18 protein-coding genes are annotated in these 15,456 nt (G+C 64.2%); 8 read left to right on the top strand and 10 right to left on the bottom strand.

Annotated features, from left to right (window positions below; genetic code table 11):
- Positions 1 to 27 precede the first annotated feature (27 nt).
- Complete coding sequence (locus MUK72_RS03500) at positions 28 to 504, bottom strand: hypothetical protein (RefSeq protein ID WP_244703997.1); 477 nt, start codon at positions 502 to 504, stop codon at positions 28 to 30.
- Between the two features lie 162 nt (positions 505 to 666).
- Between MUK72_RS03500 and tnpC the strand changes: the two genes are divergently transcribed.
- Both tnpC and MUK72_RS03510 read left to right on the top strand, forming a co-directional pair.
- Complete coding sequence (gene tnpC / locus MUK72_RS03505) at positions 667 to 2,085, top strand: IS66 family transposase (protein WP_244699194.1); 1,419 nt, start codon at positions 667 to 669, stop codon at positions 2,083 to 2,085.
- Positions 2,086 to 2,402: 317 nt separating this feature from the next.
- Positions 2,403 to 3,359, top strand: coding sequence for a nucleoside hydrolase (locus tag MUK72_RS03510; RefSeq protein WP_244703999.1), 957 nt, complete (start codon positions 2,403 to 2,405; stop codon positions 3,357 to 3,359).
- A gap of 39 nt (positions 3,360 to 3,398) precedes the next feature.
- Here the strand turns inward: MUK72_RS03510 and MUK72_RS03515 are convergent, their stop codons facing one another.
- From MUK72_RS03515 to MUK72_RS03525, 3 genes are read right to left on the bottom strand one after another with little or no spacing between them, the layout of a single operon-like run.
- A complete protein-coding gene (locus MUK72_RS03515) occupies positions 3,399 to 3,767 on the bottom strand; it encodes a DCC1-like thiol-disulfide oxidoreductase family protein (RefSeq protein WP_244704001.1) in 369 nt (122 codons plus the stop codon).
- 47 nt (positions 3,768 to 3,814) lie between these two features.
- On the bottom strand, positions 3,815 to 4,051 hold the full coding sequence (locus MUK72_RS03520) for a hypothetical protein (RefSeq protein ID WP_343750063.1): 237 nt from the start codon (positions 4,049 to 4,051) through the stop codon (positions 3,815 to 3,817).
- Between the two features lie 58 nt (positions 4,052 to 4,109).
- Complete coding sequence (locus tag MUK72_RS03525) at positions 4,110 to 4,598, bottom strand: cupin domain-containing protein (RefSeq protein WP_244704005.1); 489 nt, start codon at positions 4,596 to 4,598, stop codon at positions 4,110 to 4,112.
- 144 nt (positions 4,599 to 4,742) lie between these two features.
- Here MUK72_RS03525 and MUK72_RS03530 point away from each other — a divergent pair, with 144 nt between their 5' ends.
- On the top strand, positions 4,743 to 5,372 hold the full coding sequence (locus tag MUK72_RS03530; RefSeq protein WP_244704007.1) for a hypothetical protein: 630 nt from the start codon (positions 4,743 to 4,745) through the stop codon (positions 5,370 to 5,372).
- A gap of 3 nt (positions 5,373 to 5,375) precedes the next feature.
- Here the strand turns inward: MUK72_RS03530 and MUK72_RS03535 are convergent, their stop codons facing one another.
- Together MUK72_RS03535 and MUK72_RS03540 are read right to left on the bottom strand one after the other, a co-directional pair.
- Complete coding sequence (locus MUK72_RS03535) at positions 5,376 to 5,543, bottom strand: DUF6757 family protein (protein WP_004054369.1); 168 nt, start codon at positions 5,541 to 5,543, stop codon at positions 5,376 to 5,378.
- A gap of 78 nt (positions 5,544 to 5,621) precedes the next feature.
- The gene (locus MUK72_RS03540) at positions 5,622 to 6,434 is read right to left on the bottom strand and encodes a PHP domain-containing protein (protein WP_244704010.1); all 813 of its coding nucleotides are present in this window, start codon (positions 6,432 to 6,434) and stop codon (positions 5,622 to 5,624) included.
- Positions 6,435 to 6,556: 122 nt separating this feature from the next.
- On the opposite strand from MUK72_RS03540, the gene MUK72_RS03545 reads away from it, so the two are divergent.
- Positions 6,557 to 6,844 (top strand): DUF5789 family protein, encoded by a 288-nt coding sequence (locus MUK72_RS03545; RefSeq protein ID WP_244704012.1) that lies wholly within the window; start codon positions 6,557 to 6,559, stop codon positions 6,842 to 6,844.
- A 21-nt stretch (positions 6,845 to 6,865) separates the two neighbouring features.
- Here MUK72_RS03545 and MUK72_RS03550 read toward each other — a convergent pair whose 3' ends face one another.
- Positions 6,866 to 7,864 (bottom strand): DUF5784 family protein, encoded by a 999-nt coding sequence (locus MUK72_RS03550; protein ID WP_244704014.1) that lies wholly within the window; start codon positions 7,862 to 7,864, stop codon positions 6,866 to 6,868.
- 121 nt (positions 7,865 to 7,985) lie between these two features.
- Between MUK72_RS03550 and MUK72_RS03555 the strand changes: the two genes are divergently transcribed.
- Positions 7,986 to 8,162 (top strand): DUF5786 family protein, encoded by a 177-nt coding sequence (locus tag MUK72_RS03555; RefSeq protein WP_239640569.1) that lies wholly within the window; start codon positions 7,986 to 7,988, stop codon positions 8,160 to 8,162.
- Here the strand turns inward: MUK72_RS03555 and MUK72_RS03560 are convergent.
- Positions 8,149 to 8,874, bottom strand: coding sequence for a DUF7530 family protein (locus MUK72_RS03560; RefSeq protein WP_004054357.1), 726 nt, complete (start codon positions 8,872 to 8,874; stop codon positions 8,149 to 8,151). The two genes, MUK72_RS03555 and MUK72_RS03560, sit on opposite strands and share 14 nt — an antisense overlap.
- Positions 8,874 to 9,800 (bottom strand): NAD(P)H-binding protein, encoded by a 927-nt coding sequence (locus MUK72_RS03565; RefSeq protein WP_244704016.1) that lies wholly within the window; start codon positions 9,798 to 9,800, stop codon positions 8,874 to 8,876. The genes MUK72_RS03560 and MUK72_RS03565 overlap by 1 nt, the downstream gene beginning before the upstream one ends.
- Before the next feature lie 380 nt (positions 9,801 to 10,180).
- Between MUK72_RS03565 and MUK72_RS03570 the strand changes: the two genes are divergently transcribed.
- The 3 genes from MUK72_RS03570 to MUK72_RS03580 all read left to right on the top strand — a co-directional run bounded on the left by MUK72_RS03570 (position 10,181) and on the right by MUK72_RS03580 (position 13,664).
- A complete protein-coding gene (locus MUK72_RS03570) occupies positions 10,181 to 10,390 on the top strand; it encodes a DUF7561 family protein (protein ID WP_004054353.1) in 210 nt (69 codons plus the stop codon).
- An 89-nt stretch (positions 10,391 to 10,479) separates the two neighbouring features.
- Positions 10,480 to 12,240: an ATP-dependent DNA helicase gene (locus MUK72_RS03575; RefSeq protein WP_244704018.1), complete on the top strand. Its 1,761-nt coding sequence runs from the start codon at positions 10,480 to 10,482 to the stop codon at positions 12,238 to 12,240.
- 116 nt (positions 12,241 to 12,356) lie between these two features.
- Positions 12,357 to 13,664, top strand: coding sequence for a dicarboxylate/amino acid:cation symporter (locus MUK72_RS03580; RefSeq protein ID WP_244704019.1), 1,308 nt, complete (start codon positions 12,357 to 12,359; stop codon positions 13,662 to 13,664).
- 27 nt (positions 13,665 to 13,691) lie between these two features.
- Here the strand turns inward: MUK72_RS03580 and MUK72_RS03585 are convergent, their stop codons facing one another.
- Positions 13,692 to 15,362 (bottom strand): Na+/H+ antiporter NhaC family protein, encoded by a 1,671-nt coding sequence (locus MUK72_RS03585; protein ID WP_244704021.1) that lies wholly within the window; start codon positions 15,360 to 15,362, stop codon positions 13,692 to 13,694.
- Positions 15,363 to 15,456 lie beyond the last annotated feature (94 nt).

Genomic DNA, 15,456 nt, shown 5'->3' on the forward strand with positions numbered 1-15,456 from the left:
ACAAATAGATTCACAAAGTATAAATAACTACTCTGAATCTTGGACTGTATTTTGAAGATGCTCAATCTTCTGGCCAAGATATATTTTTCGAATGTCGCTACTTTTCAACTTATACTCAAACTTTTTCCGTTCTGTACGATAATATGTCGGCATATTTTCTGCTTCTGTCCAAGCAACACCAATAATTTTCCCAACGCTGTATCCAAAAACCGAGATCAATATTGGAGCAAATACCCATGTGAATGGAAGAGACAGATATGAATACATCTGGCCTGCGAGAGAAAAGACAACAGCAGCATATACAACTGTGAATATTCCCCAGTAGATCATCTGCTTCGTAATAAAGGAGAGAATTGAAACAATCTTTTTGTACATATCTTTAAAAATCGCATGTCCGGAATCCATATTTATCAGTTTCAAAACGATGGATATGTTACTATCTTTTTTCATTACGCTAGCCATATCGTTCTTTATCTGGTTGAATACAATTCTTGTATTCTTCATATTCGTCCATATTACAGATCTCGAATGGTAGGTGTTTAGCGGAACAGTCGAGTCGAAACCGTAGCTCTCAGGGAAGAGCAGGACGAACAGCCGCTAATCGTGCTTTCCGGGCCTGACGGATCGCCGGGTCGTTCGACCCCGGCGATCCGTTCTGTGGGTCGAATGATCCTTCCCCAACGAGATCTCGCTCTTCTCGCTGAGAACGCGTTTCTTCGCCAGCAAAACGCCGAGCAGAACGAACGAATCGAAGAGCTCGAAAACCGCCTCAAGAAGTACGAAAACGCCCACACACCGTCCAGCAAGCAGGGCGGTGCTGGACAACAGCCACAGGACGACGATTCCGAGCAAAACGACGAGAACGACGAAGCTGGCGGCGACGCAGACGCCGCCAGCGACTCCTCGTCCGGACCCGGACGCAACTCCGGTCACGACGGAACGACCCGGCCACCACCCGAACCGGACAGGACCGTCCGGGTCGGGGAGGCGTACTGTCCCGATTGCGACTGCGTTCTCACCGATCCCGATGAGTACGTCTCCCGCGTCATCGTCGATATTCCGCTTCCCATCCCGACCGAAGTCACGAAATACGAGCTCGGAAAGCAGGAGTGCTCCTGTGGCAACGAAGTTGTCGCCGAACATCCTGATTGCCCGGAGACCGGGCGGTTTGGGCCACGCTTGCTGGCCCAAACCGCTCTCCTCCGCTATCACGGCCGGCTTCCGCACCGGAAGCAGGCCGAACTGTTCGACTGGCAGCTCGACCATCCGGTTTCACCGGCAACGATCTACAACATGACCGAGCGGGTCGCAGACCGGCTGCGACCCGCGTACGAGGACGTTCGAGCCAGCGTCCGTGACAGCGACGTCATCTACTGCGATGAAACTGGCTTTCCGGTCGACGGCGACCAGCACTGGGTCTGGACGTTCGTGACCGACGAGGACGTCTTCTATACGATCGACGAGAGCCGCGGAAGTCAGGTACTGGAGGACGTCCTCGGCGACGAACTCGCCGAGGACGCCACTTTGAGCTGTGACGGCTGGTCGGCGTATCCGAGCTATCACGGCAAACTCCAGCGGTGCTGGGCGCACCTTCTACGAGAGGCGAAGTACGTAGCTGAACGGCACGAGGAAGCAGAGCCGATCTCGGAGGTACTACACGACCTCCACGAGGATTTGACCGCGTTCGACGAAGAGGACCCGCCCGCCTCCGTCCGCGAGCGGAGGCGGGCACAGGCCTCGCTGTGTCTGGAGGAGTTAATCAGAGCGGGCTACGAGACCGAGGAAGTGACGCAACTAGTCGAGAAGATCAGGAACGGGCTGGGAAGTTGGCTGACGTTCGTCACGGAACCGGACGTTGATTCGACGAATAATCGCGCAGAGCGCGCTCTACGCGAGCAGGTAGTGATGCGGAAGATGTTCGGCGGACTCCGGTCGGAAACCGGAGTCCGCATCCACGAAACGCTCTCGACGATGGTAGCGACGTGGGAACGACAGGGACTCGATCCGCCGGATCAACTGATGTCGATACTCGGAGGAGAGGAACCAGAATCACGTGCAGAGGCATCTACGAACGGACTGCGCTAAACACATACCTCGAATGTTCATCTGTAGCAAGCAATGAGAGTATCGCGATAAATCTTGATATCTTGCATAAGAATTGCTCAACCGATGAATTTCCTATGAAAAATCCAATATATGCTGATACTATACCTGAAATTGCTACGAATAACTGTGCAGAGATCATTCTGGCTGGTTGTATCTAACCGTATTAATATATTGAAACCAAACCACTTGTTGTTCTATAATATGCCTTGATTATCAGTTCGATCCTATATTATAAAATCCATCATATATGTTCAACTAGCATGAACTGTTAAGTCACCTTCCTGTCTTTTGTGTCCATGACCCGACGCGTCCTGCTCGACACCGACACTGCCGGCGACGACACCCAGGCCATCCTGCTCGCGGCGCTGGCCGAATCGATCGAGCTCGAAGCGCTGACGATCGTCGCTGGCAACGTCCCGTTCGAGCACGAAGTCGAGAACGCCAAACATACCCTGGCACTCGCGGATGCTGCCGGCGATGTCCCGGTTTACGAGGGTGCACGCACGCCGCTCGTCAAGGGGATCGAACACGCGACCCACGTCCACGGCGAGGCCGGTCTCGGCGGCGATCTCGTCGCCGATACGGATATCCCGTCGGCCGACGGCCACGCCGTCGATACGATCGTCGAGACCCTCCGCGAGTCGCCGGGCGAGGTGACGCTCGTCTGTATCGGCCCGCTGACCAACGTCGCGCTCGCACTCCAGCGTGAACCCGACCTCGACGAGCTCGCCGACGAGATCTGGGTTATGGGCGGGGCGGTCGGCACGTTCGGCAACGACACGCCCGCCGCCGAGTTCAACTTCTGGGTCGATCCCGACGCGGCGAAGGTCGTCCTGCGCGAGTGCGACGTCACGCTCGTCGACTGGGGGCTCTGTGTTCGCGACGGTACGTTCGATGCCGATACCCTCGCTCGCCTCGACGATGGCGGCACGCCCTACGCCGATTTCTTCGCCGAGATCTCGAAACGGGCCCGCGAGATGAACCGCGAGCGAACCGGCGAACCGAGCGCGACCCAGCCCGACCTGCTCACCGCCGCCTGCATGCTTCACCCCGAACTCGTCACCGACGCCGAGACGCTGTACGTGGACGTCGACGAGCGCGAGGGGATGACGCGCGGTTACAGCCTCGTCGACGTCAACGGTATCACGGATGGCAAACCCCGGACCCGGATCGTGCGTGATGTCGATGCCGATCTGTTCGAGCGCATCGCGAGCGACATGCTCCTCCACGGCGATCCCGAGCGTTCGCTCTGAACGGTGCTAGTCCGGGTCGTTTCGTGTGGAGTCGTCCGATCAGCGCCGTATCGGTGCGTCAGCGCTCACGACCTTCCCCAACTGATCGCGGTGGTCGGCGACGAACCGATAGGCATCCTCGCGGAGCCGCTCGTAGTCGGCGAACCCGTTCAGGAACGTGAACGGTTCGGTCGGGAGCTTCCCCATGCGTAGCAGGACCTCCTCGGTGGCCTTCCCGCAGGAGTAGACCGTCTCGTCGGCGATGAGATGGACACAGTCCTCGTACTCATCGGGCAGGCGGTGCTGCTCGTCGAGCGTGAGTTCGGAAAATCCGACGGGCTCGAAATCGCCGTTCCTGACGGCCCAGTCGGCACACCACGTGCAGAACCCACAGTCGTCGTCGTAGACGAGTCGCGGCTGTTCGGGCATACTGCTCCTTGATGCCGGCGCGCGAAAAATCCCGTCGGTTCGTCGGTTCAGTGTGTGCCCTGGAGATGGATGCCGTCGTCGTCGACGGTATCGACCATCTCGTCGCGCAGCGCGTAGGTGTCGTCGTCGGTGTCGCCGAAGCCGAGATTCGCCTTCACCTCGTCGGTCAGTCCGGGGTCGAGATCGACGTACGCCGTGTCGTTCTCGACGTCGGCAATGGTGCCGACCTCTTCGCCGTTGACGTCGTAGACGTCCGTTCCCGCGTCGATATCGTTGGTATCCATCATCGCAGATACGAAGAGGGTGTGTGCTGGGCTATCGTTTCTGCCGTCGAGTGCAAGGTCAACCGTCGGCGATCTCGTCCCCGAAGTCGAGATCGTCGTCCTCGCGGAAGAACCCCGAGAGAACGCGCTCATCCTCGTCGCCACCGGGCGGCATGCCGGCGTAGACCCCGAGCGCGTCCGCGTCGGGATAGCCGACGACGTCCGGTTCGTCCATCGTCGAGATCACGAGATATCGGACGGGTTCGTCGCCGTCGTTGACGACGCGATGGGCGTACTCCGGACCGGTCGGAAGGGCGACGTACGTTCCCGGTCTGAGAGCTTCTTCCTCGTCGTCGAGGCGCAGCGTGGCGGTTCCGGAGAGCACGTACAGCGCCTCCTCGTTCCTCGTGTGGTAGTGATAGGGCCACGATCGTTCGCCGGCCGGCAGTTCGTAGAGGCTACAACCGATATCGTCGCCACCGGCGGCTGCGCCGAGCTGTTTACGACGGAAACCGGTGTCGTCGGGGTCGATTGCGCTCCAGTCGATGTCGGAGTCGTTGATGGGCATCGAGCGATGTGTGGCGGCCGACACTGATAGTCGCTGTCCCGACTCGCTGCCTCCTCCCTTCCTCTCGTCTCTTCCCCTCCTCTCGTATATGCACCCGCGCATGCCCGGCCGAGGGGTTATGCGGCCGGTCGCCAGAGGGCAGCTATGCGACGTCGGGACGCACTCGTCACGCTCGCGGCGGTCACGACGACCGGCTGTCTCGGTGGCGTGCGCTCGACGCTTGGCCTCGACGAGGACGACCCGCCGAAACCCGTCAAGCCCACCAAACCGCTCGGCCAGTACGACTGCCCGACGTTCGAGAGCTTCGACTTCGATGCGGTGAAACGCACGATCTGCTACCGCGAGGATGACGACGGGCCGAAGGCGATCAACTACACGGCCTCGAAACGTGAGGCGCATCCGCCGCCCGATCTCGTCGAGTTCACGATCAAGCGCGTCGGTTCCGGGGCGGCCTTCTACGTGATCTCGGGCGGTCTCGTGACACGGCTCACCGACGAGGGCTGGCGACTCGTCGCGCCCACGAACGGGTCGAGCGCCGACGAGGCCAATCCGGTCGCGCTCCGCTCGGGCGAATCGTACACCTGGACGGTCGGGATCGGTGGGGAGAGTCCCGACGAATCGCCCGGCGACGGCCCGCTCCGTCTCGGTGACGTCGGCCCCGGCATCTACGCGTTCCGGGCGCGCGGGCGGCTCGACGACGGCATCACCGGTCCGCAGGACATCGACGTGGCTCACGCGATGCTGTTCGCGGTGCGAAAATCGGGATCATCGTGAAAATCAGCGGTCCGAGCGGTCGATGTCGAGCTCGTCCTGCAGGCCGGCGAGGGCGTCGTCGTCGGCGAGTTCGCTCAGGCGTTCGCGGAGGTGTTCGCGGCAGAGGCCGACCTTCAGGGCGTCCTTCTCGACGGCGACGTCTGCCTCGCGGTCGCAGTAGTGACACTGCATCAGCCGGGGTTGGAAGCGACGGGCATTGAACCCTCCGCTATCCCGACCGTGCGCCGTCATTTGCTTGCGATTGCCGGCTCACGGTCGTGGCACACCCTCGGGGAGCGACGCGGCCAGCCGTTCGCGGAACGCGTCGTACTCGTCTCCATCGAGGCCGGCCCGACCCAGGACGCCGTCGTGGGCGTCGCTGCCGCCGGTTTCGAGCAGTCCATGCCGTTCGATCGCCCGCGTGACGGGTGCGACGTCGACCGGACGGCCGTAATCGTAGTAGCGTTCGACGGCGTCGACGTGATCGGACGCCGCGAGCGCGAGCGCGGCCGCCGGATCGTCGTAGCGAAGCGGGTGCGCGAGCGAGACCACGCCACAGGCATCGGCGAGCAGCGCCGCGCCGCGCTCGAACGTCGGGAGATCGCGCGCGACGAAACAGGGGCAGTCGTTGCCGATGACCTCAGCGAACGCGCCCTCGTAGTCGTAATCGGCGTCGCTGCGGGCGATGGTGCGGGCGATATGCGGGCGACCGATCCCCTCGGTCGGTTCGAGCGCGAGATCACAGTCGAGGCGTTCCTCGACGCAGTCGATGATTGCCCGGCCGCGTTCGATGCGGTCGTTCTGGAGCCGATCGAGCTCCGTGCGGAGCTCCGCGGTCGGGGCCACGCCGTAGCCCAGCAGGTCGACCTGGCCGCTCTCGGTCTCGACGCGGAGTTCGATGCCGTGGATCGCCGTCGTGCCGGCAAGATCGTCGATCGGCGTTTCGAGATCGGGATGAAGGCGTTCGTGGTCGGTGATGGCGACCACGCCGACGTCGGCCGTCCGGGCCGCATCGGGGACGTCAGCGAGTGCCATCCGGCCGTCCGAGTTCGTCGTGTGGACGTGGAGGTCGGCAACCGGCATTGGCCGATGGAAGCGGGCCGCGAATAAGTCCGTTCTGGGCGATCCCACTCCTAGATGATCTACTAGGTCTCGGGCGGAATCTCCAGACAACGTTTATGAAGGTTCGACTATCCCGATCTATCATGCAGTTCATGACGGACGTGGACGAGCGACTCGATGCGCACAGCTACCCGATCACGACGGACGAGCTCATCACGGCCCACGGTGATCTCGAAATCTCGCTGCCGAACGGCTCCGAGACCTTCGGCGATGCGCTCTCCCGCGTGGAACCGATGACCTTCGAGTCCGCCGAAGAGGCACGGCTCACCACCTACAGCGCGATCGGCGAGGGGGCGATCGGTCGCAAGAACTACTCCGACCGCGATCCGACGGCGCTCGGCGTCGAGGGCCACGAGCCGGTCTCGCTGTGAGGCATGGCGAACTGCGCGTAGTTACGGATCGATGCCGGCCGCAGTGAGATCGAGCGGCATCTCACCGTCGCAATAGCCCGTGATGGAGCCGTCCGGTCGTGCGCGGAAGACGACCGTCGGACGGTAGCCGACGCCCGACTGTTCGCCCGTGAGGGCGGCCCATTCGTCGTCGCGAAAGGAGCTACAGTCGACGAACAGCACCGTCTCGGGATGGGCGGCAAGCTGGCCATCGGTTTTCGAGAGCGCCGTCTCGCGGGCGGCCGCCGTCGGCGTGTCGGCCGCCCGGCCGGTCGGACGGCTCGGTCGCGTGACCTCGACGAGCGTGCCCTCGTCGTTTCTCGTCGCCTGGAAGTCGAGCGCGTAGCCCGAGTCCAGCTCGATCTCCGGACGGACGGCGTAGCCGGCGTCGGTGAGCAGTTTCGCGGCGTTGAACTCGGCCATCGTCGCGCTCATGCGGGTCCGATCGAGGCGCTCGCTGGTGCCGAGCTTCGAGGCCATCGTGTAGCGGTAGTCGTCCAGCGCGCCCGTCGAGAGGAACCGTTCGTAGAAGCCGAGCGCCGCGTCGCGGTCGGCGTCGGGAAAGCCCGCGGCGTGGTCGGCGAAGAAGGTGCGCGTACTCTCGCGGCCGTCCTTCGAGAAGAACACCGGGAGGAAGAACCACGAGAGGTGTTCGTACCGGGCGAGCCATGGGTCCTGGAGCTTCAGTTCGGCGAGCAGCTCGCGCTGTGCCCAGCGCGACACGGGGTAGGGAACCTCAGTGAAATCGTACTTCTCGGTGCGCCAGAGCGCTTCCGGGGTCTGGGTGTTGCCGAGCCAGAAAGCGTCGTCGTTCCAGAGGAAAAGCGCGCGGTCGCCGTTGTCCATTTCGAGTCGGCGACCGGTGTAGCCACGCGGCGGTTTGAACCAGGGGGTCGTGAGCCGTGCACCGATCGACGCATCGAGCGGTTCGTGGAGGTCACGACGGAGACGAGCGAGATCCCAGTGGTCGTGGGAACGACGGAAACGGAGCGGTCCGGCCACGGTCTCCCGAGGCAGGCTGGGCGTTTACCCGTGTCGATCGTACTGGTCGGTGTCGGCCTGTCGGCATCCCGACCACCGATACATTCATGGTTGTGAATGAACAACGGTACTGTGTATCACTATGTCAATGGGTGCCTATGACGCGGCCGAACACCAGCGCCGCGAGGAGAAAGCCAGCGCGGTCGATGCGAGTAGCGACGACGAGCGCAGCGACTACGAGGGAACCGTGGAGTACGACGTCGCGGACGCCGACACCGAGGATCTCCTCGCGCAGTTCCGCGAGATCAAATCGCAGTAGCGCCCGCATCGCCCTCCTCGCTTCGCCACAGCAACCACAGCGAGACGCTCGTCACAACGATCACCGCCGAGACGTGTGCGAGCAACACGGCACGGAGGACGGGGTAATCGAGCACGAACGGTACCAACAGTAGCTGGACGAGGCCGAACGCGATCGTCTCGACGTCGGCCCGCAGTAGCGTTCGTGCGGTCTCGTCGTCGAAGACGTATCGGTAGGAGCGCCAGACGGCCGTCACCGTCGCCCACCAGCCCGTGCCGATGCGATAGCAGACGTCCCAGAGCACCATGAGTAGGAAGTAGACGACCAGGACGGGCGGGTTCGGCCCGAGAAGGCGATCGAGAAACGGCGCGCGACCGCTCGCGGGGTTGGGCACGAACAGGTAGGTAAGCATCGCGCAGAAAGCCAGCACTGCCAGCACGACTTCCATGTTCGAGCCGAACAGTAGTCGGCGATAGGCTCCCGGCATCTCGACGCTGCGGATGCGCCGGGCGACGCGGACCATCTCGATCGAGCCGATGCCGGCGACGAAGACGGCTGCGCTGCCCGCGAGCGCGACGTTCCAGAGGTCGTAGTACCAGGCGAGCACGATCACACCCACCTCGAAGACGCCGAGCTGGATGGCGAGCGCGAGCGTCGTCGAGACCTCGATGCCGGGAAGTGCGCCGACGATGCTCTCGTAGGTCCACGTCTCGCCGAACTCGGGGCCGCTCATCAGTCCGCTCGCGCGCGTTCGGCGGGGCGTTCGGGCGCGGGCTCGGCTGCGACGCCGAGCGCACGCTCGACTGCCGTCTCGAACTCCGTGCGCTCGATCGGGAGCAGCTCCTCGATGCGCGTGTCGGTGACGACGACGCGGTTTTTCAGCCCCAGGATCAGCGGATGAGCGACCGATTTCGGGACGCTGGTGACGAGATCGACCCAGTAGGCCGAGAGCTGTGGCGAGAGCACCGGCACCGGGACGATGTGGAGCGATCGCCCCGCGACCGCGGCCGTGCGCCGGAGCAGCTCTTGGTAGCTGAGCACCTCCGGACCGCCGATCTCGTAGGTGTCGCCGGCCGTCTCGGGAACGTCGAGCACGCCGACGAGATAGCCCACGACGTCGGCGATGGCGATCGGCTGGCATTCGGTGCGCACCCAGGTCGGCGTGACCATCACCGGCAGGCGGTGGACGAGCTGCTCGACCATCGCGAAACTCGACGAGCCGTTGCCGATGATGATCGCCGCTCGAAGCGTCGTGAGATCGAACGACCCCTTCTCCAGGATCGTCTCGACCTCGCGGCGCGACTGGAGATGTTCCGAGAGTCGCTCGCGCGTCTCGCCGAGGCCGCCGAGATAGAGCACCCGCGAGACGCCGGCCTCGCTCGCCGCGCGCTGGAAGTTGTGCGCCGCCTTCCGATCGCGGGCGGCGAAACCGGTGCCCGAGTCCATCGAATGGATGAGGTAGTAGGCCGCTTCGATCCCGTCGAGAGCGCCCTCGAAGCTCCCCGGATCGAGGATGTCGCCCTCGTGGACGTCCTCGGCCGGCCCGTCGTAGCCGTCGGCGTCGCGGGTGAGCGCGACTACCTCGTGATCCGCCGCGAGAAGTGCGGGCACGAGCCGACTGCCGACGAAACCCGTCGCGCCAGTGACCAGAACGCGCATAGGGACGCGAGGAGCGGACAGGCCATAAGTTCACGCTCGACGGTAGCGACCGATCCGGAAATTCCTCGATCCAACGAACACCGGTTGCGGTGGCGCGCGCTCGCGCTTGTGTGCGAGCAACGCGAGGCGCGAAGCGCCTCGCCGGCGAGCACCGAGCACGGATCGGCGTGCGAGGGATGAGCACCGCAGCGAGCGAAGCGAGCGAGGAGCGCAATCGGTTGGGGAGGTATGTGGGCCGTGCGGGGCGGTTGCGGTCTCTCATTGTCGTCAGCAGTCGTGCTGTGCGGGCAGTCACAACAGCCAACCAGATCATCGAGTTCAGTTTCCTCAAGCCATCATCGTTGAGAAAGTGCTATCCGCGCCCACACCCGATCACAATCATGGCCACCGAGCCGTGTGACGGCTGTGGGCGGTCGGTGCAGATCGCCGGCGGCGTCGCCAACCTCTGGACGTTCGGCGGCGACGAGAGCGGCGGTCTCACGCTCGAATTCACCGACGACTCGGAGCATTTCCTCTGTTACGACTGCATCGATCGACTCCCGGACAATCCACGGGCTGACGACGTCGCGGCCCTCGACGAGCGAGCGTAGCGCGATTCCGTGGCGAGTGATCCGGATGCGTCGCTCCGACGGTACGCATCGCTCGGAGGGTTTACGTGCCGGGCAGCGGTTTCGTTCGTGTGGACCCCGCGCGCCTCACTGCCGAGTTTCCCGCTCCCTCCTATCGCGGCAACCAGCAGCGAGCGCTCGGAAAGATCGGTGAGGCGCTCGAATCGGACAACGACGTCGTGCTCGTGCGCGCGCCGACCGGCTCCGGGAAGTCGCTGCTTGCCCGTGCCATCGCCGGCTGTGCGCGCCAACCCGATGAGGCCGATCCCCAGGACGCTATCGGTGCGTACTACACCACCCCGCAGGTCTCCCAGCTCGACGACGTCGCTGCCGATCCGCTGCTCTCCGATCTGCAGGTCATCCGTGGCAAGCGCAACTACAGCTGCCTTCTTCCGGGCGAGACCGATACCCCCGTCGATCGCGCGCCGTGCGCCCGCGAGAGCGGCTTCGACTGCTCGATCCGCCATCGCTGTCCGTACTTCTCCGATCGTGCCATCGCCTCGAACCGCTCGATCGCGGCGATGACGCTCGCCTACTTCATGCAGACCGCCGGCTCCGAGTCCTTCGGCCGGCGCGATGTCGTCGTGATCGACGAGGCACACGGGCTCGCCGAATGGGCCGAGATGTACGCGACGATCGATCTCCGCCCCTCCACAGTACCCGTCTGGGACGAGATCACGATCCCCGAGATCGACGGTCCGGAGGCGGCTGCACGGTTCGCTGACCGGCTCGTCGACGTCTGTACGCGCCGGAAGGACACTCTCGTGGGGGCCGAAGAGCTCTCGATCGCCGAGGTCACCGAGCGCGATCGCCTGCAGGAGCTCATCTCGAATCTGAAGTGGTTCGTCTCGGACTACCGCGATCCGGCGAGCGCGAGCACCTGGGTCGTCGACAGCGCGGGCGAGGGGAGCCCAGTGACGATCAAGCCGCTCGCGCCGGAGCGATATCTCAACCACACCGTCTGGGAGCGCGGCAACACGTTTGCCCTGCTTTCGGCGACGATCCTCGACAAGGAAGGGTTCTGTCGCGGCGTCGGTCTCGATCCCGCAAAGACCGCGCTGGTGGACATCTCCCACACGTTTCCGGTCGAGAACCGCCCGCTGTACGACGTGACCCAGGGGAAGATGACCTATGAGCATCGCGACGACACCATTCCGGAGGTCGCCCGACTGCTCGTTCGACTACTGGCGAAACACGACGACGAGAAGGGGATCGTCCACGCCCACTCCTACGCGATCGCCGAGCGCCTCGCCGACCGACTCCGGGAGTTCGGGGTCGATGGGCGCATCAGAACGCACGACAGCGACGACAGGGACGCACAGCTGAGTTCGTGGCTCGCGACCGACGATCCCGAACTGTTCGTCTCGGTGAAGATGGAGGAGGCGCTCGATCTGGCCGACGACCGCGCGCGCTGGCAGGTGCTCTGCAAGGCTCCGTACCCGAACACGCGCGATTCGCGCGTCGCCCGCCGGCTCGAAGACGGCCAGTGGGGCTGGTACTACCGGACGGCGCTCAAGACCGTCATCCAGGCCTGTGGCCGCGTCGTGCGCTCGCCGGAGGACTTCGGGCGGACGTATCTCGCCGATTCGAGCCTGCTCGATCTGTTCGAGCGCTCGCGCGGTGCGATGCCCGACTGGTTCGCCGCCCAGGTCGATCGGATGAGCAGTCCAAATTTGCCAGCGTTCGATCCGGATACGGCGAGCGCTGGCAGCGCCGATTCCGGCGGCGGCGGTGGTTCCAGCCGATCACGACGACAGGGCCGACGATCAGGGCGGGGCGGCCGATCGAACCCGGACGACCACCCGCTCGCGGACGTCTGGGGCACCGACTGAGGCGAACCCACGCTGTGAGCGCATCGGTTCGGCCGACTTCGATTGGCCGATGATAGCGTGCTTCAGTACGAGGATCGTCCGAAACGTTCATCGCTATCTCGCATGGACGACAGTGTATGTCATCCTCGGCATCGTCTCTCTGGTCACGCTATCGCTCGATACCGATCGTCTACCGTATCGGCGTGGCGTTCGTTCTCGGCTCGCTGGCGGGGCTGATCGGCGGCGAACCCTTGACGGCGCTCCAGCCGATCGGCGACCTGTTCGTCAGACTGCTCAAGATGATCATCGTTCCGATCGTCTTCTTCACGCTGTTGATGGGTGCACGGCGTCTCACGCCGTCGACGCTCGGACGGATCGGCGGCGTCACAGTGCTCTGTTACATCGTGACGACCGCGATCGCGATCGTCATCGGGCTCGCCGTCGGCAACCTCGTTGATCCTGGCGTCGGCCTCGACGTCGTCAGCACGGACGTCCAGACGAAACAGGCTCCGAACATCGGCGAAGTCCTGCTGGGAATCGTACCGACGAATCCGCTCGGTGCGATGGCCGAAGGCGACATCCTGCCGGTGATCTTCTTCACGCTCGTCTTCGGCATCGCGCTCGCACTTCTCCAGGAGGAGTTCGACGCCGACACCGCCGTCCACCGCGGCGTCGAGACGATCTTCGACGTCGTCGAGGCGGGCGCGGAAGCGATGTTCAAGATCGTCTGGGGTGTCATGGAGTTCGGCATCATCGGCGTGTTCGCGCTGATGGCCGCCACCTTCGGCACGGCGGGCGTCGACGCCATCGTGCCGTACGCGAAACTCATCGGCGCGCTCGCGCTCGCCGTCGGCATCCACATCGGGCTCACGTATCTCCTCGTGATCCAGCGCGGTGTCCTCGGGGAGTCGCCGATCGCGTTCCTCCGCGGGGCGCGCGAGGCGATGGTGACGGCGCTCAGCATTCGCTCGTCGAGCGGCACACTCCCGGTGACGATGAGCAACGCCGACGAGAACTTCGGCATCGACGAGGAGATCTACAGCTTCTCCCTCCCGCTGGGAGCGACGATCAACATGGACGGCACCGCGATGTATCAGGGCGTGGCCGCCATCTTCGCGGCGAACCTCGTCGGCCAGGCGCTCACGCTCGGTGAGCAGTTCACCGTCGTCGTCACCGCGCTGCTCGCGAGCATCGGGACCGCTGGCGTGCCCGGCAGCGGTCTCATCATGCTGACGCTCGTGCTCACGCAGTTGGGGCTCCCGCTGGAGGTCGTCGGGATGGTCGCCGGCGTCGATCCGCTGCTCGATCGCCTCCGGACGATGAACAACGTCACCGGCGATCTGGCCGTGACGACGCTCGTCGCACACGTTTACAACGGCATCGACAGAACTGCGAGCGTCTGGTCGGGCAGTAGCGAGCCGGCGGGGACGCCACAGGACGACTGAACGAATCGATCGTGGGCGGCGACTCGATCAGTACGGGATGATCGAGAAATCCCCCGGAACGAGGAAGCCGAGCACGAGGAAGAGTGTGCCAGCGATCGCCGCACAGATGAGTGCGTAGGGGATCTGTGTTCTGACGTGGACCATGTGGTCCGCGCCGCTTGTCGACGAGGATAGTACAGTTGTATCGGAGATCGGCGAGCAGTGATCGCCGAAGATCCCGCCCGAGAGCACCGCGCCGAGCGCGAGCGGGAGGTTCGCGCCGGTGGTGAACGCCACGGGGATGACGATCGGGAACATGATGCCGTAGGTCGCCCAGGAACTCCCGTCGGAGAAGCTGACGAACGCCGTCACGGCGAAGACGAGCACCGGGATGAGTCCCACGGGGACGCCCTGGAACCAGTCGGTGACGAACGAGGAGATGCCGAGCGTCGAGACGGTGTTCTGGATGGTTATCGCGAGCGTGAGGATCGCGGCCGCGAGGAAGATCCCCTTGAACCCGTTGATCATCGCGTCGGTCGCGTCGCCGTTCGAGGGGATGTCGCCGCGGGCTCTGAACAGGACGAAGCCGACGAGCAGCCCCATCATCGACGCGAGCCCGAGCCGGATCTCGCCGATGTTGAGCGACCACGGGCCGCCCGTGGGGACGAGCAGCTCGGAGCCGAACGCCGAGACCACGGACGTCATCCGCGGTGCGTTCAGCACGGGCGAGGAGCGCCAGAACATCGCCAGCAGGCCGATGCCGACGATGGTGAGCACGGGGACGGCGAAGTTGCGCCAGTCGGGGGTCGCGCCCTCGTACATCTCGTAGTTCGCCATCTCGTCGGAGACCAGGGGGTCGTCGTCGGGGCCCACGACGCCATCGCCGTTGCGGGCGCGTTCCTCTTCCTCGCCCATCTCGAAGATATTGGGAAGTACCTGCCAGGCGACCAGCGCGGCGACGACGAGCGCGACCCACGAGTAGAAGGCGAACCCGAGCGTATTGAAAAACAGCGGCCAGACGGCGTCGGTGGCCGCCTGGAGGCCGTCGCCGGTCCGAGTAACGTACTCACCCATCCCCGGCGGCAGGACGTTCTGTTTCGCGGCGGCGGTGATGCCGGCCCCGATGAACCCGACGAGCGCGACGCCCCAGGTCGAGTAGAAGGCGAGGCGGGCGGCCGGGCTGCCAGCGCTATCGACGTAGTAGGCGAGCTTCGCCCGCGAGACGTCGTGTTCGTCGGTCAGTGGGCGCATCATCGAGCCCACCACCAAGCAGTTGAAGTAGTCGTCGATGTGGATGATGATCCCCGCGAGGAAGGAGGCTTTCTCGGCGTCGGCGGGCGATTCGACGCGGCTGGCGAGCGCCTCCAGCACGCCGCGGATCGCCCCGGCACGGATCATCAGCCCCATCAGCCCGCCGATCGTGAAGAGGGCGAGCAGCACGTTCTTCACGTACCAGGGATCGGCGAACAGCGGCGACGTGGCGACGAGCTCGGGGATCACCGTGATGCCGAGCAGGCCGCCGAGGAGCGTTCCCAACGGGCCGTCGAGCCCGGGCGGCACGCCGACGACTTCGGGCCGAAAGAGACCGTAGACGACCGCGCCGCCGGCGATCCCGACGAACAGGCCGATGAGCGCGTCCCGGACGTACCACGCCAGCGAGATGGCCAGCAGCGCCGGCACCAGCGCCCACGGGCCGGCCGCGATGGATTCGAGCGGCATGCCCCACGTTCAGGGACGGGATACAAAAATGCGCCCGGTCGGCCCGATCAGACGAACGAGACCACGTAGGCGAACGACGAACTGAGCATCAGGA

Origin of the sequence: Halococcus dombrowskii (assembly GCF_022870485.1) — an archaeon.
GTDB classification, from domain to species: domain Archaea; phylum Halobacteriota; class Halobacteria; order Halobacteriales; family Halococcaceae; genus Halococcus; species Halococcus morrhuae.